This is a genomic window from Achromobacter colocynthidis (assembly GCF_057334535.1).
This window is the reverse complement of sequence record NZ_JBHFIZ010000037.1, coordinates 674,586-700,874: the sequence shown is the minus strand read 5'-3', so window position 1 is coordinate 700,874 and position 26,289 is coordinate 674,586. Positions and strand designations below refer to the sequence as shown.

The window sequence follows — 26,289 nt, the reverse complement described above, 5'->3', positions numbered from 1 at the left end:
TCCCTTGGCCATTATGAAAGTCGCAGCAGTCGAGTCGGAATGGCCCATCCCGCCGGATGAGGACGCCTTGTGGCGTAGATACCGCGAGCAACCTGATCAATCTCTTCGCGACCAGCTTGTGACACGCTATCTTCCTTACGCGCGGGCGATCGCAGCTCGGATGTACGCGCGTCGGGGAGGGCAGGACTTCGAGTTCGATGACTACCTTCAATACGCCTCATTAGGCCTGATGGAGTGTGTGGATCGATACCAGCCCGGATTAGGGGCCTCGTTCAAGACCTATGCTACGACGCGCATGACTGGCTCGATTCTGAATGGCCTTGAAAAGTTGACCGAGCGACAGCAACAGGTTGCGATTCAACGGCGCTTGGCGCACCACGAAGATCGCGCCGCGTCTTTAGGGGAACTTGACGAAGGGGGGGAAGCCACTGAGTCGGCCGAAGATCTGTTCCGGCGGTTGGCGGCCGTCGGGGTGGGCGTGGCGCTTGGGGTGCTGTTGGAGGGATCCGGACTTATCGAGTGGCAGAATGCTGAAAACTCCAACGGCTTTGGTGCCTACGAGCAAGTAGAGCTTAAGCAGTTGCGTGACCGCGTTATCGCGCTGGTGTCCTCCCTGCCAGAACGCGAACGCCATATCGTCCGTGCCCACTATATGCAGGACATCCCCTTCCAGGACATCGCGGTGGAGATGGGTCTGACTAAAGGCAGGATCTCCCAACTGCATAAGCGGGCACTGGAAATGCTCCGGCGGGAATTAAATCGATATCAACAGTCCTCCGCCGATTTTTAGAACGGCGGATAGGGCTACGCGCTACTTTGAATGAACTTGCCCATAGGAAACATACTCATGTCGAATCCCGCTGATCGCTTGGACCGCTACGCCGGGTATCTGGAACAGGATCCGGGAAACGTGTCGCTGGCGGTGGAGGCATTTGAACTGGCATTGGATCTGCGCCTGTACAGCCGAGCAGCCGCCTATCTGGACCAGGCGTTAGCCGTCGCCGGGCAGGAGCCGTCGCTGCAGTACAGGCGCGCGGCGTTGTTCGCCGCGCAGGGGCTATGGAACGATGCTTTAAGCTTGCAGGCGGACCTTTGCGAACGTTTCCCCGAGGACATCGATCTGCAATGGGCCCACGCCAACCTGCTGCACTATGCTGGCCGGTATGACGAGGCCGAGGGTGTGTGGTCAACGCTGCAGCAGCGTGGTGTATTGCCTGACCAAGCGTGGCCAAATCGATTACGCACGCTTCACTTTCTTGGGCGGCTGGACGAATCGCTATCGTTGGGTGACGTCCATGCGCAAACGCTGCGGCAATTGCCGGAAGCGGCGGGAGTCTTGAGTTTGATCGCCGTTGACGCAGGAAAGTTTGATGCTGCTGGACAATGGGCAACTATCGCACTGGCCACGTTGCCGGAATCGGTCGAGGCGCGCACCACGGCGGGCGTACTGGCGGTGGCATCTAAAAATCCCGAACAGGCTATCGCGATATTAGCCTCGGTAGTGCAAGCCAAGCCGAAGGAAGGCCGGGCATGGTCATCGCTTGGCATTGCGCATCTGTTACTGCAGGATGGAGCCGCGGCCGGCTCCGCGTTCGAGTACGCCACGGCATTAATGCCAGACCATATTGGCAGTTGGCATGGGTTAGGTTGGGCATCGCTGTTGTCAGGGGCGCATCAGCAGGCGAAGGCCGCATTTGAAAGGGCGCTGTCGTTAGACCACAACTTTGGTGAAAGTCATGGCGCCGTCGCGGTAGCGTGCGCCGTGTCAAATCTTCGAGACGCGGCCTCGCGGCACATCGAGCTTGCGCTTCGCTTGGACCCTGCCGGCCTATCGGCGCGATTTGCCCAAGCGGTTTTGTCCGGCGCCGTTCACCGACCGGAGGAGTTCCAAGCACTTGTTTCGCGCGCGTTGCGCGGCGTCGAGGCGCCCGATGGAAAGTCTCTGGTTGATTGGATAAGGCGCTAGCAAGCGAGGGCGGCGCACCAGAGACCGGGGCGCCGATACCTACGATTCCCGAGGAATTTCCAATAGCAGGCGCGCCGCCCGCCTGCTGGCTGCGAGCAACTCCGGTTGAGCTTCCATACGTTGCTGAACAATGTCTACAAGCTGATGGAACTTAGGATCGTTGATCAGGCTCGTGCCCATGTCAGAAACCAACGCCGCCTCCAAAAAATAACGGAACGCCTTGCGCTCCCGCTCTTGGTCGTCGGGAGCAAGGCTGGCAACTCGCTTCAAGAGTTCGGTAAATGCAGGGGGCTCTGTCGATTTTTTTGTAGTAGCGGCTTTTCCCGCTCGGCCGATATCACCAGATCTTGCACCAGAAACGGTGCGTTGCTGGATAAGTTGGGCGAGGCGCCCAATGCCGTCAATCATGGTTGGCTCTACAGGTTCTGCTTGTAGGATGCAAGGACGAATTGAGTCGCGGCTTCGTCTTGGGAAACGGAAGACTCTTCGTCGCTCTTGGCCCGCAGCGCATTGATCTGGGCGCCAAGCATGCGCATGTCTTGGTTCAGTGCTGCGTTATCCTGGTTGGCAGCAATGCCCTTATCGAGAAGCAAGAGTGTGTCGTCAAAAGCATCGATGGCAAGGGCGGCAAATGCGCGCTTGAAGTGCACCAGATAATGACTTTCCCCCAGCATGTCCAATGGTTGCCAGGTTTGAAAAGCGGTGTGGGGTCTCCCGCTCGTGTATTGCAGCAAGCCTAGCTGAAATCTTGCGGTAGGGAGCGCGGCATCCCGTTGCAACGCGCCGATAAATGCCGCTTCAGCAGCATCCGGCGCTCCCATTTGAATGTACTGGGCGGCCAATAGTGCAAGTGTCTGTCCCGAATCAGGGAAATCCTCATGCGCCTGCTGCAGGATGGCGAGCGCGCGCTCGCTATCTCCATCTTCAAGCGCCTGAGCGTATTGATCCAGAAATGGAAGGGGGGAAGCGGCGGGAGTCATAGCGTATATGTGCGGAGATGGGGGTCGTCAAATCGGCGCCAGCGGCGACAACAGCATTTCGCTGGCAAGCGATTCTGCGAGCTGAGCGCATTCGTCGTCGTTTTGTCCTGTGACGGCGAACATCGGCCATGCGTGGCCAAGATCGAAGGGGCGGTTCGAATCGTAGGCAAGCTCCCCAATCAGAGGGACGCATCCGGCGCCGAATTCCGCCGTGCGGCGACCGTGTTGCAAGGGTACCACCACGCGTCGAATGCCTATATAGGGGGCGACCCAGGTGAAATCCAATGAAACAGCCATCCCCAGCATGTATGCAAGGGCGGTCTGATAGAAGGGCAGCCCCAAACCCTGAAACGCTCGGTCGGGCATCGTTCCTGGACGCAGATTGATGTCGATCGCACACAGGCGTCCGTCCTTCTCGACGGCTTGGATGTAGATAATGGATTGGCGCAGGCCCACGTCGTAGAGGGCTTGGATCATTCCTTCGATTTCTTCGTGCCGAGGGTGCCTCTGCCCCAGAAGCATCCACTCGCATTGCAACGAATCCGTCGTGAATCGCAAACGGCCGCCTTCGTAGACGGTAAATCCCTCCGGTCCGGCCACCGCGGCTGCGGTATAGACGTCGCTGTCGCCGATGTACTCCATGGTCAGGTAGCGCCCGTACCACGAGTTGGGATCGTTCTGGTAAGCCAGAAACGCTTCCAGCAACTGCTGCTCAACCAGCCAGTCATGAAAGTGCTGAAGGCTGTCGTAACGCTGATATGCCCAGGGATGCTCGGCGAACGATCCGCTTCCCTTGTCGGGCTTGACGATGATCTGGTGCGGAAGGTTCAGCTTCAGGTCTTCTACGCGGAGCGGAGCATGTGCCCATAGCGTGGCGAATCCACGTTGCGCGAAGAATCGGTAGGCGAGCGATTTTTGAGTGGCGAGCATCGTCGCCAGCACGTCGGGGCCCGCCACGCCGTGCAATGCGGCCAGGTTCGCGGCATCTACGCTACGAAAGTCGCTGCAGGCGATAACCCCCACGGTCTGTGCATCGGGATACTCGGCCACGCCGAGCCCTAGCGTATGGGCGGCCGCTTTGTACTGCTTCTCTTTGGCGACACTTTCTCGACTGTACGAGGAGAGCAGCACGATATTCTTTTTCATACGGGTGCCTTCAACGCGGTGTGCAGTTGGCCGTTGCGCAGCAGATCGAATGGGTGGGTTTTGCCAAAATGCGTGTTGGCCTTCCAGAGATCGTGATCGTCGTTGTGATCGAACCAGGGGGAAAATCCCAGAACCAAATGGATGCGAGGCGTGTTGCTCGGCTCTTTCACGTACACCCGGTGCGGGATATTGGTGTTGAATGTGTAGGCGTATCCGGGCGAAAGGAAATGCTCGGTCATGGTGTCGGAGTCCATCTGGGGTTTGTCTTTCTCGTGCTCGATCTGTAGCCGGTAAGCCGGATCGGATGTCAAAGGAATATTCAGCCGCAGGTTTTCAAATACCGGTTCGTCACGATGCCAGCCATCCATGAAATCGGTTGTAGCTCCGCGTTCTCCGATCAGCACTGACAGACGCGAGCGGATTAGTTTCAAGCCGCACTCGTCCAGGAATTTCCCAAGCGCACCGACCTTGGCTGCCGGCGTACGAACGCGAAACCCGTAGGAATCAAAATACGAGTTTTTCAAGCTGCGGTGATGTTGAACCGAGTTGTAGAAAAATTCGCTAATGGGATTCAGCGACGTGCCTAGCGTTGCCTGGTGCACATCGTGCACACCAGGATCTTGCATGTCGGGGTTGTAGACCAGTGATAAGGATTGGTAGCTGTGATTGTGGTGACGGCCTTCGGCCGATAGCCAGCCGTGCAGCCCATAGGTGTCTATCACTTCATGCGCGGCATCCTGCAAGTCTTTATACAGATCCTCTGGCAACGGGATCGCCAACAGCTCAGACGACGTGCGATCGTTCAAGGCCGAACTCGCTTGCGAAAACGACGTTTGTTCTTTCAAGTGCTGAACGATGGTGAGGGCTTCGGGCGCCTCTTTAACGGAGTACGTTGGCATGGGCCTATATCCTTCAGTTGAAAGGGTGTGGGAATCCGCGAACGCGATCTGGCGTAGCGAATTTCTGGCGTAGAAGTTGGTAGGCCGAATGACCGCCAGGCTCGTTGCCGGCTCCGAACTTTATCGGTATCAATCCGGGTATGAATGCCTTGACGCTGGGCGTCTGGGTCGGCGCTCCGTCGGTCAGGTCGACGACGATCAGTTGTTGCCCGTCGTCAAGGAGTAGCCGCGTCAAATGTGCCCAGTCATGAGCAAGACGCTGGGGTTCAGGCGAGACTCGGATGTTCGCTGTCAGGAAGTCGGCCTTGCGGAAGTGCGCCTTTTGTCCGTACAACGCTGCATGGTCCTCGGCTTGGCGGACTTGGCTTGCTCGGATCGGGGCAGGGGGTGGGTTGTGCAGCGAGATAAGAACCTGTGATTCCAGCTCCATCAGCGCGTGCTCCATCGCCGAATTGAAGTTGTAGGCGGCGCAGCTGGAAACGCGGGTGAAGTGCAGGGATCCCGATTGGGCGTGACAGAAGGCCACGTGGCAATAGGCATGACCGATGTCGCGCAAGGCAACCGTCACACCTAGTGCGCGCAGGCGGGCAATCCTCGCTTTCAACTCATCCGGTAACTGCGCTTCGTTCACTTCTTTGGCGCCTGCACCCAGCCATAGGCGCATGAATGCATCGCGCTCGATCAATTCTAGAGCCGCGTTTTCCAACGCGGCTTCGAAGGACAAGTGGGATGCTGCGCCGGACGTGTTGGCGCTGGTGTAGGGCGGTGGCCGCAGGAGACCCGCCAAGCCTTCCTCCAGATAGACAAGGTCGGCAAGCACGAAGCATGGTGAACCATTGAGTACGTTGCGTGCGGCTTTCCAAAGGTATTGCGCTGTCGGATCGAAGGGGCGATAGGGAAAGTTGGAGCGGCGGTATTGCGCGGCGTCGTAGGCGAGGATCGTGGTCGGATCCACCGCACCGGTCAGGTCGTGGAAGCGCGCGCGGATCAAGTCGCGCGGTTGCCACAAGGCTGCGCGTTCGTGGCTTTCCATTGTGGCTTTAAGGCGTGCGTGCTTAGGTTCCAGGTCGCGACCCCAGGACCAAGGATGCATCGGCGCAGCGCGGGCACGGCAAAGGAAAAATGGGCGATGTCCGTCGGCATCGCGGACGTCCACCCATTCAAACTCGCTTGCATCGTGCGTATCGCGAGAAGGGGCAGTGGATCCCAGCGCCACCGTTGTTATGGGGACGAAGGATGGCTCGCATCGCAGCAATGCGGCAAGGTCCTGTTCAATAAAGCCACCGATCTCGACGGCATGGCAATCGCATGCCGCCGCGGCAAGTAGAACGTTCTGGGCAGCATGCCCTGCTTCAAGGGGCACATAAGAAAGCGCGCGCGGACCGTACTTGCTTGCGCTTTGTGCAAAATCCCCACACACCACGAGAATGCCTTGCGCATGGGCCAGCAGGTTGGGCGTAGAGAATGCCGCGTCGAGTTGAGTCAGATCCGAGTGGCACTGAACGTAATGCAATTGCCCTGGCTTTCCTGCGCACAGTTCGTAAACACCTGGCGCAAGATCGCCGGTCGTACGAAGGTTCACGTAATAGTGCCTGAGCGGATAGAGTGCGCCGGCCGAGGGAGTAGTGGCTCGAAGACGATCTTCTTCGCCGACGACTCCGGCCGCGGCCCAAAGCAGGGCGGTTAGCGTTGGGGGCGGAATCGGCGCGCAGCCGAAAGCTCGGCTGGAAACGCGCGCGCGTAGCAAGCGATGCAGAGGCTCGGCACGGCGGTCGCTGTTGAAGGTGATGGAGGAAGGAGGAGCCGGCGTCGCCAGACGTCGTTGCGCGGCCTCTACAAGTTCTAGCACGGTGTCCGTGGTAGGAACGCCGCCCATCGACCTTGGATTTTCGGCATGACTCCAAAGCTGTCGCGCGAGATCATGCACGCAGACCAGAATTTTGCAGTCCACCAGTGCATAGAGCAGACCGGCAGCGGCGCTGGTATCCCAATGGCGTTTCGCGCAGGCGTCGAGCCACTGTCTGGGAGTAAGGCTGCCGTCAAACGCATACAGGCTGCGCAGGACCGCGCGAGGTGCGCGCAATGACAGGCTGCGGTTGCCGAGCCGGCATTGCAGGGTCGCACCATGCAGCAGGCTCCCGGGCATCAACACATGGGGAAGATCCAGTTGCATGGCGGAGGGCCGGGCGCGAGCAGTGCCCGCGGACCGGCTTGCGCGAGTTACTTGCCGCTGCTTCCGGCCGGCACCGGCATGGATTGGGTGCGGCGCTGCTGGCTGGCCACGCTCCAGGTGAAGCGCTTGGGGTCGTTTTGACCGGCGACGGGTTGCTGCGAGTTGATAGGGGTCTGGCTCATGGTTGCTCCGATATGGATATTGGCGTGCCTGGCGGCCGGCCGCATAGGAATAGACCGGCCATTTGCCGGCTCATACAACTTGTCCGCGTGGCACGGCGCCGGTTTAGTCCCGGTCTCTGGCTTGACTGTTGGCCGCATGCTTCGGCCTAAACCTGAAATCGCGCGGACGGAGAAGTTGATCACTGACATCTCGTCCTGAAAGTTCAAGACGAGAGATGAACGACTTCTAGGGCTAGAAAAATGGTCGCGATCGTAAGTGGGAACAGCCTGGGCTTGAACCTGACGTCTTTGGGTACGTTGGGCAATCGCGGGGTCTTTGGCAATGCCGATCTGGGGCGCAGTGCGGACCAGGTCTATGTGAACGTTGTCAACGGAAACCTGGTGTTTCGCACGTTGGACGATCAACTTGCCGGCCACGGTTCTCTGTTCGGATCTGTACGGACCTACAACAGCCAAGGAAGTCTCGGGGGCACGCCGTGGTCGGTGGGCGCGGCATTGAAGTCGGTGCGGTTGGTCGGGCAGCTCAACGCCGTTGGCAGCACAATGGTGCGGGTGGACGAAGATGGCTCCGAACAGGTCTACAAGTACGACGCCACGCGCAAGTTGTACGTTTCTTCGGATGGCGCGGGCGCCTACGATACGTTGTCCAAGGATGCTGCAAGCGGACAATACGTTTGGACCGACGGCGCTTCCGCGTTGACGGAGAAATACGAAGGTAGCGGCGCCGGTCGGCTTCTGAACTCGGTGGACACTAGTGGCAACACGGTGACCTACACCTATGGTGCTAACGGCAAGCTGGCACGTGTCACCGACGCAAGCGGCGGCATTACTTACTACGACTACACCGGGAACAATCTCACGCAGATCCGCACGGCGAGTGTAGAAAACGGCGCCCAGGTGATCCAGACTCGCGTGCGGTACGGCTATGACACGTTGAACCGCTTGTCATCCGTCTCAGTGGACCTGACGCCTCAGGACAACGCTATTGCCGACGGCAAGGTGTTCCAGACGTTCTATACCTACGACGGCGCTAGCAATCGGCTTGCGAACGTCTCCCAGACTGACGGCAGTGTGCTGTCTTTCACTTACGTGCAGGAAGGCGCGGAATTCCGCGTGGCGACGGTTACGGACGCGTTGGGCCGGGTGACAAGCTACGCCTATGACACCGCGAATCGCAGAACTTCAATCACGGATCCGCAGGGTGCGGTTACGGTATTTGAGAACGACACTGCAGGACGATTGACCAAGGTCACCGCGCCCGCGGTCAATGGTGTGTCGCAGGTGACGGGCTACGCCTACGACGCCAATGGCAACGTGTTGCGTATCGTGGAGCCGGGCGGAAACACGATCACCATGACCTACGATGCGCGCGGCAATCAGCTCAGCCAGCGTGACACGTTGGGGAATACGGTCACGCGCACGTACGACGCGGGTAACCGGGTGTCAACCGAGACGGTCTATACCGCTCCAGCGTCTGGTACCACCGCTGCGTCCGGCGCGCAGACACGGCGGTACACGTACGATGCTTCTGGTCGACTGCGATTTTCGATATCTCCCGAAGGGCGGGTTACAGAGTACCGGTATAACGCAACGGGCGAACGCGCGACCACAATCCAGTATGCGGGCAGTGCCTATCCCGTGGCGGGGTTGGCGGCCACCACGGTGCCTTCGGAACAACAGCTGACAGCTTGGGCCGCCTCTGCGGACATGAACCGCATTTCGCGCACCGACTTCACCTACGACTACCGGGGCATGCTGCAGCAAAGCATTGCCTACGCGAAAGTAACCAGTGCAGGCATTGGGGTGACCGACGGCACCGAGGTGCTGACCAAATTCGTCTACGACCAAGCCGGGCGATTGTTATTGAAGGTGTCACCTACCGGAGGCAATACGTCATACGCGTATGACGGGCTGGGGCGCTTGGTGTCCGTGCAAGACGCAGGCGGAAACCTGACGTTGACGCAGTACGACGATGCCGGAAACCGAGCTATCGTGACGCAGGCTAATGGACTGCGTGTCGTCTCGATGTTCGACAAGGCTGGCCGGCAGATCAGCCAAATTCATCAGAACGCGGCCGGAGCAGCGCTGGGCGAGACCCGGTATGCCTATGACGCCAACGGCCGCTTGCTGATGACGACGGACCCGACGGGCGCCAAGGCATTTTCCCTATATGACGCCGCCGGTCGCAAGATTGCCGACATCAGCGCTTTGGGCGCACTCACACAGTATCGATACGATGCCGCAGGCCGACTGGCGCAAACGACGCAGTATGCGAACGCTGTAAACCTGGCGCTGCTGGTGGACGGGGCCGGCGCGGCGCTGAACCCTGCGTTGAGCGCGATTCTGCCCTCCGCTTCGGCCAATGATCGCAATGCCTGGCAGCTCTACGATACGTCGGGCCGCTTGAGCAAGACGATCGATCCGACGGGCGCCGTGACGGAAAATCGTTATGACGGCGCAGGCCGACTGGTGGAGGTCGTGCGCTATGCAACACGCGTTTCCACCAGCGCATTGGGACCTGCGACCCAACCTGGCGCCGTTACACCTGCGACGACCCAAGGCGATGCTCGGTCTTATCGCTATTACACGGCCGATGGCCTGCTACGAGGCACTATCGACGCTGAAGGTACGGTAGTTGAGTACACGTATGACAACGCAGGACGTCAAGTCTCCAAGACCACGTCCTTTAATCGCGTATCCACAGTGCCGGCGGGCGGTGGGCAGTTTGACGCGTTAAAGCCGACAGCGACAGCGGCGGACATCAGTGAATACTGGCTTTACAACAACCTTGGTCAAGTGTCGGGCCACGTAGATGGCGCGGGTTATTTGACCGAATCCGTCTACGACGGTAGCGGCAACCTGACAACAAAGATCCGTTACGCCACCGTCACGACTGGTGCAGGGCCGACCAGCTCGCTTATTGGCTTGAGGCCATTGAGCGTCGCCGCTGACCAAGTATTTACCTATAGCTATACGCAACTCAATCAAGTTTCTTCCGCGAAAAACGCGGAAGGCACGATGACGCTGTATGTGTATGACAGCATGGGCAGGCTGACGTCCACGGTGGTGGCCGCGGGCACCGCCGAAGCGCGTAGCATGTTGGCGCGCTACGACCTGCAAGGACGCCTTATCGGGGAACTATCAGGGGAAGGCGCTGCCCGTTTGACCGGTAATCTGACGCAGGCGCAAATCAACGCTGTCTGGACCGGTTATGGAACGACGTACGCCTATGACGCGGTTGGCCGGCGCATTTCGTCGACTGATGCGGCGGGCAAGCGCACGCTGTATTACTACGATACGCAAGGGCGCGTCACCCATACGGTTAACCCGCTGGGTTACACGGAAGAGCGTATCTACGACAACCTTGGACAACTGGTCGAGGTTGTCAAATACAGCGTCGGCATCGCGCTGACAGGTTTGACAGGCGGCCTGGTCAATGACACGTTGTTGACTGCCATCGCTGCCAAAGTCAAACCGACAGCGGATGTCCGCGAGACCTACACATACACTGCTGACGGCCGGCGCCTTACCGAGAAGGCGGGCGACGGGGGCGTGGTGTCGCATGACTACGACGCCTTCGGTAACGAGGTCCTACGCACGACCACGTTGACGGCCAGCCTGAATGTTGCGACGAAGTTCTCCTATGATCGTCTAGGCCGTTTGCTCAGCACCACGGGGGACCCGAGCGGGCTCGCCCGAGTCACCAGCCGCGAGTACGACGCCTTCGGGCGTGTGATCAGTACGCGCGACGGCAACGGCAATGCCGTCTCCTACCAATACGACAAGCTGGGCCGCGTCATCCTGACGCAAAATGCGGATGGGACAACGACGACGGGTCTGGACGCGTTCGGCAATACCATTTGGCAGCAGGACGCGCTGGGTCGGCGTACGACGTTTGCATATAACACGCAGAATCGAAGCGTCACCATGACTACGCCCGACGGCGTGTCGGTGATTACGACGCGAAATCGTCATGGCCAGAGCGTTACCTTGCGCGACGGCAACGGCAACAACACCGTGTATACGTACGATGCCTCGGGTTCGTTATTGACGACCGAAGCGGGTGGAACTGTCGTTAAGAATTCCTACGACAAGCTCAACCGTTTGATCGAGACAACGGATGCGCGCGGCGTGCGGACGGCGCACGTCTACGATGCGGCGGGGCAACTCTACACGACGACGGTCGATGTAGGCGGTTTGGCGCTGGCGACCAACTATCGCTATAACGCGCTGGGACAACGCTATGTCGTGACGGATCCTCTTGGCCGCCAGACGACGTACGCGTTCGACAAAGCAGGCCGCGTGACGGCAGCCTATCAAGACGCTGCCGGCCTAAAACTGAGAACGCTTTACACCTACGATCTCGCCGGCCGTACGCTGACACAGACGTCCCCCAATGGCACGATTACGCAGTACACCTATGACAGCCTGGGACGCCGCACTCAGGAGGTCGTTGACCCGTCGGGCCTGAAGCTGACTACGCGGTATGTGTACGACGCCAATGACAACGTCGTCGCAAGTATTGATCCAAACGGTGGAACCACACGGTATGTGCTGGACGCATCTAATCGCGTCATCCTGAAAATTGACGCAAATGGCGGCGTTACCGAAAGCCGCTACGACGCCGTCGGCCAACTCGCAAGTACTGCTAGGTATAGCAATCCCATCGCGTTGGTGAACCTGCCGCAGACGCCCACGGAAGCGGAAGTCCGTGCGTTGTTGGCGCCAGCCGCCTCTGACGTACGCGAGTTCCGCTATTACACGACGGGCGGTCGCCTGGCCATGACGGTGGATGCGACCGGCGCGGTCGTGACCTATCGCTATGACGCCAACGGCAATGTGCTGGAACGTGTTGCACATGCCAACCGGCTGGCCGCGGCGTCGATCGGCACGGTAGCCATGCCCTCGGCGCCAGTGATTGATATCGCGCACGATCTTCGCACGCGCACCGTGTATGACTCGCTGAACCGTGCCATCTATCAACTGGATGGCACCGGCGCAGTTGTCGAGCAGCGGTTTGACGCGAGCGGAAACGTTATCGAACGTATCGCATACGCGACGCGCTTGCCGAGCACGACCGCGTTGACACAGGCGGCCATTGCCGCCGCAATTGCCACGGCGGCGGCCCCAGGGCGGGACCAGCGCACGGTAAACATCTACGACAATGCCGGGCGCATGACTCATACCATGAACGGTATGGGGGCGGTGACAGAGAATGTCTACGACAAGAACGGCAATGTCGTCCGCCAGATTCAGTATGCAAAGTTGGTTGCAGCGGGCGCTGGGCCATTGACTGTCCAGGGCGGCCCAGATGACCGGGCAACGGATTGGGTCTATGACGGCGCCAACCGGCAAGTCCTTACGGTGGATGCGACCGGCACCGCCACCAAAAAAGTACTGGACGCTAACGGCAACGTGATCCAGGTCGTGTCTTACGCGGGTCGCTTGGGCGCGGACGTTCCGCGTACTGCGGCAGCTATGTTGGACGCCGCAGTGGCGTCGCCGCAAGACCGCGTAGTGACGACGGCCTATGACCGTGCAAACCGAGCCGTGATGGTTGTGGACGCCATGATGGGCGTCACCGAAAACCGATACGACGCTGCCGGAAATCTGGTAGGCAGTACTCGGTACTTCGGCAAACTAACCGGTGCGGATCTGGCAGGGCAGGCGGCTACCGCGTTGACCCAGGCCGCCTTGTCGGCACGCAAACCTGCTGCCAATGCGCAAGACCGAACGACGCGTGCGGTCTTTGATGCAACGGGTCGCGCGGTCTATCAGATCGACGCGGCAGGCTACGTAACCCAATCGGATTACGACACCAGCGGGCGTGTAGTGCTCAGCCGTCGATATGGCGCACCCGTGTCACTGGCGGGTCAACCGACAGTGGCCCAAGTTGCCGCGGCGCTGACACCGAACACGGCGACAGATAGGGTAACGACCTACGTCTACGATAAGGCCGGACGTGTTCTCGGTAGCACCGATGCAATGGGCAAGTCCGAGTCCTACACCTACGATGGCGTTGGCAACAAGCGAACCTTCACCAACAAGCTGGGCAGCTTGTGGACATACGATTACGACGCCGCGGGTCGCTTGCTGACCGAAACGACGCCCAAAGTCGCCGTGGTGGGGTTGAATACGGACGCAGCGGGCAACCTGACGCTGGGTGCCAGCGTGGCCGCATCGGTCGTGACCCGCTACGAGTACGACGGTCTCGGAAATCTGGTCGCGCGAACCGAGGCGGCCGGACGGCCCGAAGCCGTCACCACCCGCTACGTTTATGACGCGGCCGGACGCCAGATCCGAACGATCTACGCAGCGGTCTCCGTCTATGACCCCAGCGCGGACAATCTTCTGACCAATGGCGCGTCAGGCTTGGCCTCGCGCACCGAGGGAGCGCCGATCACGCTGACCTCAGACGTGCTGTATGACGCATTCGGGAATGCGGTGGCCGGCAGAAACCAGGCTGGCGCGGTTAGCTATAAGGTGTACGACAAGACGGGCGCGCTGAAGTACGAAGTCAACGCAGAGGGCTACGTTACCGAGTACGAGCGCAACGCGCAGGGCGATGTGACCCTGCAATTGCGATATGCCACCAAACCGGGACTCGTGGGTTACGGGTATACCGGGATCAGCGCTGCCGTCGTGTCCGCTGCTGTCAATGCCGCGGGGGTGGATCATAGCGGCGACCGTGGTGTCGTCTCGAGCTACGACCGCCTTGGCCGCGTAGTCGAAGTCAGCCAGTCGCAGATCTACGCCTACGATTCATCCGCGGCGGCCAACGCCCAGTACTTTGTCAGCAACAAGGTCACACGCAACGAGTACGACGCCTTCGGGCAGGTCGTAGCCGTGCGAGATCTGGTCAATCCGGTATCTCAGGTATGGGCGACAACGACCCAATACTACGACCGATTGGGCAACGTTACGGCTAAGGTAGATGCCCTGGGCTACGTGACAACGATGTCCTACGACGGAAATGGCAATAAGACGTCGCAGCGCGAATATGCGACAGCCGCCACCGTGTGGAATGCGCAGTCGTACACGTTGCCTGTCGCGCATGCAAACGACCGCGTCACGACCTATGCTTTTGACGCGTTGGGCAGAATGGTGTCTGAGACGCGCGTCGGCGTGGAATACAGCGCGCAATCCTCCGCCACGGCACTACGCGGCGACCTCAAGACTACGTACGGATACGACGTTCTAGGCAATCGCACTCGGGTGACCGACGCCAAGGGCGCATCCACGTATACCTATTACGACGTTTTGGGCCGCGTCGCGGCCATTGCTGAGCCAACACGCAACGCAGAAGTTGGGGGCGCGGCACTGACGCCGTTGACAACGTTCCGGCGCGACGCGCTGGGCAACGCCATCGCCACGATTCAACACGCCAACGGAACTTCGGTCGTCACTGAGACCCCGACAGGTTTCAAGGCCACGACCAGCGCCCAGGACCGTGCGACTTACGTACGCTATGACAGCCGGGGCAATAAGATCCAAACCACGGATGGCAACGGCAAGAGCACCTATGCGTCGTTCAATGCCGGCGGGCAATTGGTTAAGCAATGGCGAACCGTTACGGGCAATGATGGCAGCGTAAAAAGCTGGTTCCAGGCATACGAGTACGACAAGTTGGGGCAGCAGACCCGGGTAATTGATCCGGCGTCGACGTCGGTGCTCAAGAGCGGTGTGCAGACGGGGTGGTCGTCGTCGGCCAAGGAATTCAATGGGTTCTATCGCTACCGAATGACGGGCACGAACACGATCAACGTGAATTGGTCCTCGTTGATTAATGCCAGCGGCGGCTTGGTGCGGGTCCAGGTTTACTACAACACGGTCAGTACGCTTTCCACGGAGACTATTCCGAACGAAGAGGGAGGGGGCGGCGAAGGCGGTGTGACCACCGGAGGCAACACGATTACGTTCGGATCGCCGAGTGTGGCGACCAGCCGCACCGTCGATGTGGCCGCCGCCTCGGCGGCTTCCGGTGTTTCCATCCGTTGGTCCGATAACAAAGTCGAACAAGGCGGGATTTCGCAGCTGAGTTATATCCGAGTCTGGCAACAGGACGCTTCCGGCAACTGGGTAAGCAAATGGGAGGGCAGCAATGCCGCCGCCAACGGCTCGGGAATTACTGACGTGTCGCAGGCTGATGCGGGCTGGTCCGATACGGCAATCCAGTACAACGCGTTCGGTGAAGTCACTCGTCGTGGCGTTAATGGCGGTGCGCAGGAGTACTTCGAGTACGACAACGGCGGCAACCTGGTACGAACCAATGCCAAGGATGGCAACGACCAGATCACGCTGTACAACCTTCAGGGCAAGGCCACGGCCAATATGACCAGCGCCGGCGCCGGCGGCGGAAACGTCAATGTCGCGGCGATCCAGACGCTGCAGCAGGCCGCTGCCATGACCAACCTCAGGCGCGACGACACCATTTACGACGCCTTGGGTAACGTGGTCACCACGCTCGGCGCTACCCGCACGGTGTCTGAAGGTGGTGTATCGGTGAAGCGCGACTTCACCAGCGCCGAAATTACGTCCGCGACTCTTGTGTACTTGCCGCACCCAGAATGGGGCGGCGGCAATGGCGAGACCGGAGAAAACGGTGAACCCACCGGAATTCCGACTTGGCAGGGGACCAACAGCGTCAAGCTCAATTGGACGACCCTCTCTGATCTTGGCGATGGCGATATTCGCGTCACTATGGTTTACGAAAGCAAGTCCGGCGTACGGCGCACGATCGCCAAGAACTACAGCGCGTACGCCGCGCGAGCCGGCGTCACCATCAGCTGGGACGGCAACGCCAGCAATACCTTGGACGGAGGGGTGGGCAAGGTGGTGTCGCTGCTGGTTCAGAAAAAGGACACGGGCGGTGTGTATCGCAATGTGATCCAGCAGCAAGATATCTTTGGCAATACAGGCAACTTCATTGACGTGGTGGCGCCGGTGGATCCATCCACTAAGGTGCGCTTGGAAATTCGCCAGCCAAACGGTGCGTGGTCCGAAGTGGCGATGACCAACTACGGCAAGTCGTACCGGTACGATGCAGCCGGCCTTGCGCTTGGTAGCTACGAGTACCGCGTATCGCATATTGGTCGCGATGGCATTGTCAAAGTCACCGGTAATGGAACCTTGGCTTTGATGGCGCCTGCCCTGTCCACCATCGGTAGTGCGATGGGTTTTGGCACTGTCAGCCGCGAGGTATTCAGCTGGCCGTCCTTTGGCCCCGGCGTGAACGCGCAGTTCCGATATCGCCCTGCCGGCGGAGGCACATGGACGGCATTGCCGGTCGTGGCGCGTACCAAGGGCCATGATGGCGTGGATTGGGCCGCTTTGGGTGCGGGCGCCTTTGATTATGAGTTGTTGTTGATCGACAAGCAGACGGGCGCTGCCTATGCTCATGCCACCGGCAGAGTGGACAAGCTGGCGGCGGTGCCGGACCGGTGGGTTCCTCCAGTCGGGATCGCTCCGATTACCCAAGCCCTGACTTTGGATTCAAGCAACACGAGCATCACTTGGGCGGCGCCCGGGGAATACACGGGCGTTGCGGTGCTGAAGTATCGGTTGCAAGGCACTACGGGGTGGTCGCAAGTGACGATGTCTCGTGCTCTTGCCGGCGGCGGCGAAGGCGGCGAAGGCGGCGAGAACGGGGGGCTTGTCACTCGCTTTTCGGTGGCGTTTGGAACCTTGCCAGCAGGCAACTACGAGTACGACCTGCTGTATACACCCGCTGTCGCCAGCGGCCCGACGCTCCATCGGATCGGCACGATTTCGCAAGGTGCGACGACGCCGGGCTATTACTACACGCGTTATTACACCGTGACGGTTCCGGTGCAGGTCTGGGTCCCTCCCGTTCCCGGTACGGGCGAGGGGGGCGAAGGCGGCCAGGCTGGCTACTGGCGAGTGGAATATCGCCAGGAACAACGGTCGGAACAAGTCTGGGTTCCTCCGGTTGTGCCGCGCCCGGGTATGACGCAGTCCACCGCGCCCTACACCCCCGGCTACACCATTAAAGGCTCAGCAGTCCAGTACGGCGTGACCAGCACAACGGCGTCCAACCCTGGCCCGATCAGCGTCGCGGCTTCCGGCAATCTGGGAGTGGTCGGCACGTGGACTCCTATAGGCGCCAACAACGGTGGCACGCAAGCCAGCCGTCCAAGCGTGCAACGTAGTTACGACCGTTGGGGCAATGTGTTGACGGTGACGGACCCGCGCTCGCCTTATTGGGTCACCTCGTACACCTATAACGCCGCGAACCAGATGACATCTGAAATCCGCCCCAACGCGGATGGCGTGTCGGGCGCCGGCCCGAAGACGTACCTTTATTACGATCAGAACGGCAACAACGTCGGCACGCGGGACGCCAACGGCAATGTCAATGGCAACACCTACGACGCGGGCGGCAATCGAATTCGCGAGACGCATGCGGATGGAGGGGTATACCGCTACAACTACAACGCGTTGGGAGACAAGGTTTCGTGGATAGACGCGTTAGGCAATACGACCAACTACAGCTACGACAATCTTGGCCGCCTGCTGCTGACGTCGTTGCCAGGGATCGGTAGCTACAAAGTATCGAACGTGCTGGACCTGCAGTACACCGGCAGCCGCACGGTGATCGAACGCGTGACGTACGACGAGCTGGGCAACAAACTCAGCTCCACCAACGGTGCCGGCGAGACCACGTACTTTCGCTATGACTTGCGTGGCAACGTCACCGGCATTCGCAAGCCGGGCATTGCCACGGAACTGCGCACGGCTTACGACGCACGCGGTAACAAGACCTTCGAAGCTGATGCAAACGGCAACGCGTCGACATGGGCATACGACTATTTCGGCCGATTGGTCGCTCACGCCGACATCGGTGGAGCGCAGTACGCCTATACGTACGATAACGCCCGCCAACTGTTGAAGCAGACCAATACACGTGGGCAGTCACTGACGTATGCGTATGACGCGGCTGGCCAGATGACGCGCATCACCGACGCCTCGCTGAACAAGATCACGGACTACGCCTATGATCACGCGGGCAACAAGGTCCGCGAACGTACGACGCAGGCCAACGTCGTGTATCAAACTAACGTCATGGCCTATGACGCGCTTGGTCGTCTGCGCGAAATATCGGGTGGGTACCTGCGCGAGAACATCGACTACGACGCCAACGGCAACCGTATTCGCGTGCAGACGCAGTACACGGATACCGGCAGAACGGTCCGCAGTCGCGACCTTTGGTATGGCTACGACTCGATGAACCGGCAAACTACCGTGGACGGCGTCAATGCCAACCTCGACATTGGCGTTGGCCAGGGCCACAAGCTGACCTATGACGTCATGGGCAACCGCTTGAGCGACCGCTTCTGGGGCAAGGCGTATTCGAGCGACGGTGTGGCCAGCGACGGGTTCACGAACGAAACCTACAGCTACGACGAAATGAACCGCCTGAGCACCATCCGACGTGATGGGCTGCTGACCGATCGGCGTTACTACGACGGTGCGGATCGGGTTGTCACCAGCGGCATTAGCGGCGAGTTCGGCGGGCAGTTCTATGAACGGTCTGGCCTTGTCAACGAACGCAAGATGACCATGTATGACGCGGCGGGCCGGGTGTCGAATGTGCGCGTCTTGAGCATGACGGCCGTCAATGGGTTTACCAACAAGTACAACACCGCCTACACGGGGTATGACGGCGCGGGCAACGTCACACAGTACAAAACAGAAGTGTGGGAAGGCTCGCACTACATCAATACCTACAACTACACCCATGCGCGCTACGAGGGCTATCGCGAAGCCACGCTGAGCGGCACCAGCACCAAACTCGATCCGGGCCTGACCACGTACAAGTACGACGTGAACGGCAACCTGATCGGCGTGACGGACTCCAAGGAAGCGAAGAACAACCAGACGCTGGTGAACGACGCCAACGGCAAGATCCTGCAGCGCGTGCAAGACGGAAAGATCACTCGTACGTTGATCGTGAACGGCGAGATGATGGGGACCACGGGACCGGTTGTGGGCGCTGACGATTTCTCGCCTTCGTTCAGGCCGATCGACGGTGGCAACCCGTCGGCGGCACCGGGTTCATATCGCGTGCAGGCGGGCGACACCTTGCAGTCGATCGCGCAGCAGGCATATGGCGACAGCCGCCTTTGGTATCTGATTGCCGAGGCCAATGGCCTGTCAGGTGATCGTGACCTGCGCGTGGGCGCAACGGTCACGGTGCCGAACCGCGTGACGGGCAACCACAACGACTACAAGACGTTCAAGCCGTATGACCCGGCCAAGTTGATCGGGGATACGCAACCGACGATGCCGATGCCGAAGGCGGATGGCGGTGGCGGATGCGGCGGCGTCGGGATGATCATCGTTGCGGTGGTGGCGGTGGTGGCGACCGTGTTGACCGCGGGGGCGTTGGCTGCGCCCGCGGCCGCTGGCGCAAGTGCTGCGGCCGGGGCTGGGGCTGCAGCTGGTGCGGGCGCTGCAGCTGGTGCAGCGGCCGGCGCTGCTGCGGGAGCAGCAGCAAGCGCGGGCTTAGGCGCGAGTTTGGGGGCAATGATGGGCACCGGTCTGAGCGCTTTGGGCGGCGCCTATGGCTTCGGTGCAGCAGTGGGCTATGGCTTGATCGCCGGCGCGGTTGGAAGCGTAGTGAGTCAAGGTGTTGGCATGGCAATCGGTGCCCAAAGCAAGTTCAATTGGGCCGGAGTTGCCATGGCTGGAGTATCGACAGCGGTCACAGCGGGCGTCGGCGCCCAGTTTGGGGGAACGACATCGCTTAGCAACTCCATGGCTGAACGTGCTGTGCAGGTTGCGGGCCGTGCGATGGTGAGTTCGACGATCACGCAGGGCATTACTGTGGCCGTGGGCTTGCAAACCCAGTTCAGTTGGACAAACGTCGCTGCCGCAGGTGTGGGCGCTGGTGTTGGGTCGGCAGTCGGCGGGGCGGTATTCCAGGGTAAGGAGGGTTTCGGCTGGGATTTGGCTCGAGGATTCGCGGCGGGTACGGTTGGTGGAGTTACGGCGTCTGTGTTGACAGGAGGAAAGGCTGACTACGTTCAGGTTGCCATTGATGCTTTCGGCAACGCATTGGGCAATTCGACGGTCGCAGCAGCAGAACGCGCTTCGCAGAATCCAGGGGTAAATGAGGTTTTGCGGCGGGCAGGCATTGACCCGGATAAGGTGGGGGCGACAGGCAAGGATAAGGTTCTGCGCGATGTGACCAACGGCCTCATACAGGACGGATACACGCCCGATGAGATCGGGAAGTTTGTCGGTGATCCGCGGATCAGGAACGATTTGTTTGGTGCGGCAGCGCAGGCCAATGATGGCATTGCAAACCTGAATCTTGAAGAAATAGCGCAGTCTCGTTCAAGTGATGGCAGGAACGTGGGCGTCGAAGTCAAGGACTTGGGTACGTTGGCACCAGTTAACGTAATCGGGCATCACTGGACGGTGCCCTTCACGGACGATGTTCTTCATCCAATGATGGACGGCGTCAAAGCCGTGGGTGCTTTTGCCGAAGAGAATCCAACTCTTACTGGAGTGGCGGCAACTGGCATTCAGTTGGCCATGATGGGGCCGGCGCAGCTCATCAAGTCAACGATTGTGGACTCAGTGACCGAGTACGCAATCGGCGAATACACGGCGCAGGTGGGCGATTACATCCACGGGCGTGCTTCTTCGTTTCTTGAGCAGCAGTGGGGGCTACAGCCTGACGAGGCAGGATTTTTGGCCTCAGGCGTGATGTTCGCTGGTCAGATGGTGATGGATAGTGCGAAGAACGCACTGGGTACTGCAAAAAAGATCAATAGCGTTATAGACAATAAGGCAGCAACCAAACCTAGCATCCCATTTGCCGATACGCATGTACGGAAAGCTCCCAGCTCTGACCTGAAAGTAGAGGTCCCACCCCTAAATCCGTCTACACGTTTTTACGTTAGCTCTGAAGGACAAGTGCTCGACGCAAAAACCTATGATCGGCCTTCGGGTTTCAGAAAGGGCGTTCGCGACGAAGCATGGGACGGAGCTGCTGAACCCGTTACCAACGTAGTTCGCGATCCGCTTCAAAAGGTTATCATGCAAAAGAACGAGCCCTGGGACATGGGGCATCGTCCTCAGATGGAGTATCGGAAGGAGCGCGATTATTCAATTTATCAATGGATGGAAACCGGTCGAGCAGTCACTCGAAAAGAGTTCTTAAATAGGATGAATGATCCGACACGATATCGCCCAGAGCTTCCATCCTCCAATAGGGGGCATAAGGGAGAAGATATGTCCAATTGGCTTATTAAGTAGCGAGTATAAATAATGCTGGTGGTAACTGATATACATAAAAAAATTGCGAAACACACCGCCTCTGCTATGGATGCGAGTGTGCAGGGAGTTTCGTCGTATTGGGACGAGGCGGAAACTAGCAGTGTTTACATTATGCGGATTGATGATCGGCCGCAACTTGGTGTATCGGCCTACGCGACTATCGGCTTGTCGGATCATCCGCTTTTTTATAATGGAGTCGAGTTCGGGACCCGAGCTGAACTGGTCGGCGCGTGTGCGTCGAATACGTCGGGGTTCGATGAGGTCTTAGCGACCTTGTCTTTCTGCGTGATAAATTCGCATTGGTTCTGTGCCCCGGGGAGAATATTTCCCGATGTCGTGTCCATGCACGGAATATCGAGTTCGCTTACTGATATTTACTTTTCCTCGCCATTTCTTTGGGGGGATCGTCTTCGTTCTGTCGAAATGGATGGTCGATTGGTCGCGTGGCTACTGGCAGTGCCTATTTCGCGCAAAGAACGAGACTTCGCAGACAATTACGGCTCGGATAAGCTTGAAGATTTGTTTGTTGAGGCGAATATTGACATATACGATATAAACCGGCCGTCTGTCGTATGATTGGATCTATTTTTTAGGTTTTAAATCAACCTTAAACTAGTTCGTCGGCGATCGATAAACTTATAAAATATAAATAGACAATTTTGATAGGCTGAATTTGAAAACTATCCTGGAATGATCTATTTTCAGTCCCTTTTCCAAGCCTTGATGATTATGGGAAGCATCACGTCACATGGCCTCAGGGCAAGATCTCGAGTGCCTGTTGCAAGGCCGAGGCATTACAGCGCTTAGATCGGGCGCCGCTCTGCGGCGATCACCCGATATTCCTCCCAGTCTACAAAGTCCTGGCTCGTCCGAGTTTTGACAATGCGTATTTCAACAAACGTCAATCCCGCCTCACGGGAAGCTCCGAGAGTGCATCCCTGAACTCCAAATACTCCCTCATGTATTCGGAGTGTCTTTCCACCCGCTTCACCACCCTTTCATCCACCGTCAAATTCAGCACCGCCGCGCCATCCCACATCCGCGCTCGCTTCTTCACATGAATCAGCACCTTATCCGTGAACTCCTTATACGAGTCATGCGGATGGCACTGGTCATAGTCCGTAGACACCCGGTGCGCGATGCCCGCCTCCAACCCTACCTCCCGCGCTTTCCCCTGTAGCCAAGCCGCCGGCAGCGTCTGCAAACTCCCGTCCCGGTACCCACCGCCAATGTCCGAATGCGCGCCGATAAACCAGCGCTGCTCTACCGGCCTGTCCGCAGGGCGGGGTTCGGAATTAACCAGCCGCGTCCACAAGGTCGGAAAATACGGCTCGCGATATTCGTTCGTTGCGATCGCGTGATAAGCATGGTGGACGTGGTTGCTGAGTTCGGTGTCGTGGAAGTTATAGAACTTGGAGAACCCCGGAAACGAAATGCCGCCGACAGGTATGCCAAGGCTGCCCACCGTGTCCCAAACCCCCACAAAATGCAGGTCGGTATCGCGAGAAAATTGCGTGCGAAACGAAAGCGCTTCGATAGACGACGGATGGCAATCGTCGCGGTAAAGCGCGTAGGCTTCGGCGACGTTGTCGTCAGTGGGGCTTTTAAGCAGGCCGCATTTGCGGACCATGCCGGCCAGGCTGCGCGCCGAGTATGCGCCACGGCTGAAGCCGAACAGAAAGATATGGTCGCCGGCTTCCTGGCGTTGGCATAGCCATTGGTAGCCGTGCCGGATATTGGCGGATAGGCCGGCGCCGAATGCGCCGCCCAGGAATTTGTCGATGGCGGCCCACAGGCCTTGGCCTTGCGTGCCGACGCCTTCGATGTACAGGGTTTCCTGCGTGCTGGTTTCGGGCGCGGCTTTGTAAAGCTCGTAGGCGTTGGTGCGGTCGTTGGGTTCGTTCCACGTGCCGTCAAAGAAGATGGCCAGATTCTTCATCATGTTCAGCTCCCCACAGATCGAGTCTTCCGATACATCTGTTGCTGGCTGGGATGACGCCCGCGTGAGGCAAGCTAGCACGCGGGTTGCGCGTTTGCCGCCTGCGTGGTTTCCCTGCTGGCGGCATGTACACCGCCTTTTTTACTAACCGACTGGGCATAAAAAAGCCTGCGCCGGGGTGACGGCGCAGGCGAATCCCGAAGGCGGGATGGTCGAACTAGATAATGTGTAGCAATCCGAGTCCTAAAGGATGGTATCCGCGTGGAAGCGGTTGGTAGCGGAAGCGATCAGTTGATCGTCACAACTCCAACACCACCTTCGCACCGCCGCACGAGCGCGAGCAGCACGCCATCATCTTGTTGTTCGCGTCGCGTTCCGCGCGCGTGAGCACGACGTCGCGGTGGTCAATCTGCCCCTCCAGCACGCGCACCTCGCACGATCCGCAGAGGCCTTCTTCGCAGTCGCTCTGCACGTCGATATTGGCGCCGCGCAGCGCGGTCAGCAGGGTCTGATCCGCGGGCACGTTGATGACGATGCCCGAGTCCTTCAGCACGACTTCGAACGGCTGTTCCTTGGACGGGTCCAGCGTGCCCAAGGTGGAATGGAAGTGTTCCACGCGCAGCGCATCTTCGGGCCATGCGGCGCAGCAAGTGGCCAAGCCATCCAGCAAGCCTTGCGGGCCGCACGCATAAATCTGCGTGCCGGCATCCGGCTGGGACAACAGCGCCGCGTAATCCGCGCGCGTGCCTTCGTCTTTGACGTGGACGTGCAGGCGGTCGCCGTGCAGCGCGACAAGTTCGTCCAGCATCGCCATGCACGTGCGCGCGCGGCCGCTGTAGTGCAGTTGGTAATCCAGGCCCAGTTCCTTGGCGCGCCGCGCCATGGCGCTGATGGGGGTGATGCCGATGCCGCCGGCAATCAAGATCAGCTTGTCGGCCGCTTCATTCATGCGGAAGTGATTGCGCGGCCCACGGATGCGCAAGCGTGCGCCGACCACCGCGTTCGCGTGCATCCACGCGGAGCCGCCTCGGCCTTCTGTTTCCTTCAACACGGCAATTTCAAATACACCGGTTTCCGAAGGATCGCCGCACAAGGAGTATTGGCGCGACAAGCCTGTGTCGCCGCATTCCACGTCGATGTGCGAGCCCGGCGTCCAGCGCGGCAGCGGCTTGCCATCGGGCGACACCAAACGCAGGCGCAAGATGCCGTCAGCGGCTTCGACCGCGCTTTGCACGACGACGGGCCGCGTGATGGCGTGCGACGAGGGCTCGCCGATACGCACGGGGTGCTGGTCGTTCAGCAATGCCGGCGACGCCAGTTCCGGGTTCTGCTTCGGGTCCCACTCCACCCACAGGTGCTCCGGCCCGCGAAACGAGGTATTGGGCACATAGGTAAACGCCTGTTCCGACAGCTTCATATGCGGAAGGCGGCGCGTGAGTTCTTCCAGGAAGATCTGCATTTCCATGCGGGCCAGGTTCTTGCCCATGCATTGGTGCGAGCCGTAGCCGAAGGTGAGCTGGTCGCTGGCGTTTTCGCGGCGGATGTCGAAGAGGTCGGCGTCGTTGAACTGGCCTTCGTCGTGGTTGGCGGACGACGTGACGATCAGCAGCTTGGAGCCTGCCGGGATCGGCACGCCGGCGATCTCGACATCGCGCGTGGCCAGGCGGCGCCACGCGGCGACCGAGCCGTTATGGCGCAGGCATTCTTCGACGGCGTTGGGAATCAGGTCGGGGTCTTCGCAGATCTCGCGCCAGGCGTCGGGGTGTTGCAGCAGCAGCTTGATGGCGTTGGCCGATGCGTTTGCGGTGGTTTCGTGGGCGGCGACGATGCCGGCCATCATCATGGAATGCAGGTAGGAATCGGTGACGACGTCCGGATGCGTCTGCTGCTTGCGCAAGCCGTATTGCATCCAGCCGGGGCCGGACGGGTCTTGGCGCATCTTGTCCAGGATCTTGCCGGCCAACTGCCAGAAGTTGCCGACAGCATGCGCGACGGCCACTTGTTCTTCGGGCTTGGGGCGGCCCCAGGTGTTGACGGTGTGCGCGATGGAGTATTGGCGCAGCAGCTCCATGTCTTCTTCGGGCACGCCCAGGAAATGCAGCGCCACGGTCAGCGGCACTTCCCACAGCATCTGGTCGACGAGATCGGCGCGGCCGTCGTTGACGAAGCGGTCGACGTATTCGCGGGTCAGGCGGCGCACCATGGGTTCGTGGTGCTTCAACTCTTCGGGCGTGAACGGGTCCATCAGCACGCGGCGGCGCGGCATGTGGGCGGGTTCGTCTTCGTTGACCAGGGTGCGGTTCATGGCGTAGCCGTACGACTCCAGCACGGCGTTGGCCTCGGGGCCGGTGGGGGTGATTTTTTCCAGCGCGATGGACGGGCTGAAGGTGATGTTGTCGCGAAAAATCGCCTTGATGTCTTCGTAGCGCGTGACCACCCAGTAGCCCAGCTTGGGGCTGTAGAACACGGGTTCCTGCTCGCGCGCCCAGCGCACATATTCAGGCGGGTCTTGCTGGTAGCCATCGCCAAAGGGGTCGAACTCGGCGGCGCGGGCGCTGACGGGACAGCCGGTGGGGCTTTGCATCGCGGCAAGCGCCGCGTGATCGATGGGACAGCCCGACGGGCGCGAGGAAGAGGGCGATTGGCTCATGATGCTTTCCGTGTATTCGTGATGCTTCGGCCTGCCGCGTGAGCGGC

The 26,289-nt window shown here is 59.6% G+C and carries 12 protein-coding genes; 4 read left to right on the top strand and 8 right to left on the bottom strand.

Translation table 11 applies throughout. The features are described from left to right. The first annotated feature begins 13 nt into the window (after positions 1-13). Positions 14-790, top strand: coding sequence for a sigma-70 family RNA polymerase sigma factor (locus ACE04A_RS22850; protein WP_448716539.1), 777 nt, complete (start codon positions 14-16; stop codon positions 788-790). A gap of 57 nt (positions 791-847) precedes the next feature. Then, positions 848-1,966 (top strand): tetratricopeptide repeat protein, encoded by a 1,119-nt coding sequence (locus ACE04A_RS22845; protein ID WP_448716538.1) that lies wholly within the window; start codon positions 848-850, stop codon positions 1,964-1,966. Between the two features lie 39 nt (positions 1,967-2,005). Here the strand turns inward: ACE04A_RS22845 and ACE04A_RS22840 are convergent, their stop codons facing one another. Genes ACE04A_RS22840 through ACE04A_RS22815 form a run of 6 tightly spaced genes read right to left on the bottom strand, consistent with a single transcriptional unit; the run spans position 2,006 to position 7,346 of the window. Further along, on the bottom strand, positions 2,006-2,374 hold the full coding sequence (locus ACE04A_RS22840; RefSeq protein WP_448716536.1) for a hypothetical protein: 369 nt from the start codon (positions 2,372-2,374) through the stop codon (positions 2,006-2,008). Between the two features lie 8 nt (positions 2,375-2,382). Beyond that, positions 2,383-2,946, bottom strand: a complete 564-nt coding sequence (locus tag ACE04A_RS22835) for a tetratricopeptide repeat protein (protein WP_448716535.1) — start codon at positions 2,944-2,946, stop codon at positions 2,383-2,385. 27 nt (positions 2,947-2,973) lie between these two features. Continuing rightward, the gene (locus ACE04A_RS22830; protein ID WP_448716533.1) at positions 2,974-4,092 is read right to left on the bottom strand and encodes an ATP-grasp domain-containing protein; all 1,119 of its coding nucleotides are present in this window, start codon (positions 4,090-4,092) and stop codon (positions 2,974-2,976) included. After that, positions 4,089-4,991: a hypothetical protein gene (locus ACE04A_RS22825; protein WP_448716532.1), complete on the bottom strand. Its 903-nt coding sequence runs from the start codon at positions 4,989-4,991 to the stop codon at positions 4,089-4,091. Before ACE04A_RS22825 ends, ACE04A_RS22830 begins: the two co-directional genes overlap by 4 nt. A 13-nt stretch (positions 4,992-5,004) precedes the next feature. Next, positions 5,005-7,164, bottom strand: coding sequence for a YcaO-like family protein (locus ACE04A_RS22820; protein ID WP_448716530.1), 2,160 nt, complete (start codon positions 7,162-7,164; stop codon positions 5,005-5,007). A 47-nt stretch (positions 7,165-7,211) separates the two neighbouring features. Beyond that, the gene (locus tag ACE04A_RS22815) at positions 7,212-7,346 is read right to left on the bottom strand and encodes a hypothetical protein (protein WP_448716529.1); all 135 of its coding nucleotides are present in this window, start codon (positions 7,344-7,346) and stop codon (positions 7,212-7,214) included. A gap of 240 nt (positions 7,347-7,586) precedes the next feature. Between ACE04A_RS22815 and ACE04A_RS22810 the strand changes: the two genes are divergently transcribed. Then, positions 7,587-21,632, top strand: a complete 14,046-nt coding sequence (locus ACE04A_RS22810) for a GH-E family nuclease (protein WP_485820548.1) — start codon at positions 7,587-7,589, stop codon at positions 21,630-21,632. Positions 21,633-21,644: 12 nt separating this feature from the next. Continuing rightward, on the top strand, positions 21,645-22,229 hold the full coding sequence (locus ACE04A_RS22805) for a suppressor of fused domain protein (protein ID WP_448716527.1): 585 nt from the start codon (positions 21,645-21,647) through the stop codon (positions 22,227-22,229). A gap of 325 nt (positions 22,230-22,554) precedes the next feature. On the opposite strand, the gene ACE04A_RS22800 is transcribed toward ACE04A_RS22805, so the two are convergent. After that, the gene (locus ACE04A_RS22800) at positions 22,555-23,595 is read right to left on the bottom strand and encodes a T6SS phospholipase effector Tle1-like catalytic domain-containing protein (RefSeq protein ID WP_448716526.1); all 1,041 of its coding nucleotides are present in this window, start codon (positions 23,593-23,595) and stop codon (positions 22,555-22,557) included. Positions 23,596-23,890: 295 nt separating this feature from the next. Further along, a complete protein-coding gene (locus ACE04A_RS22795; RefSeq protein ID WP_448716754.1) occupies positions 23,891-26,242 on the bottom strand; it encodes a cytochrome P450/oxidoreductase in 2,352 nt (783 codons plus the stop codon). Positions 26,243-26,289: the final 47 nt, after the last annotated feature.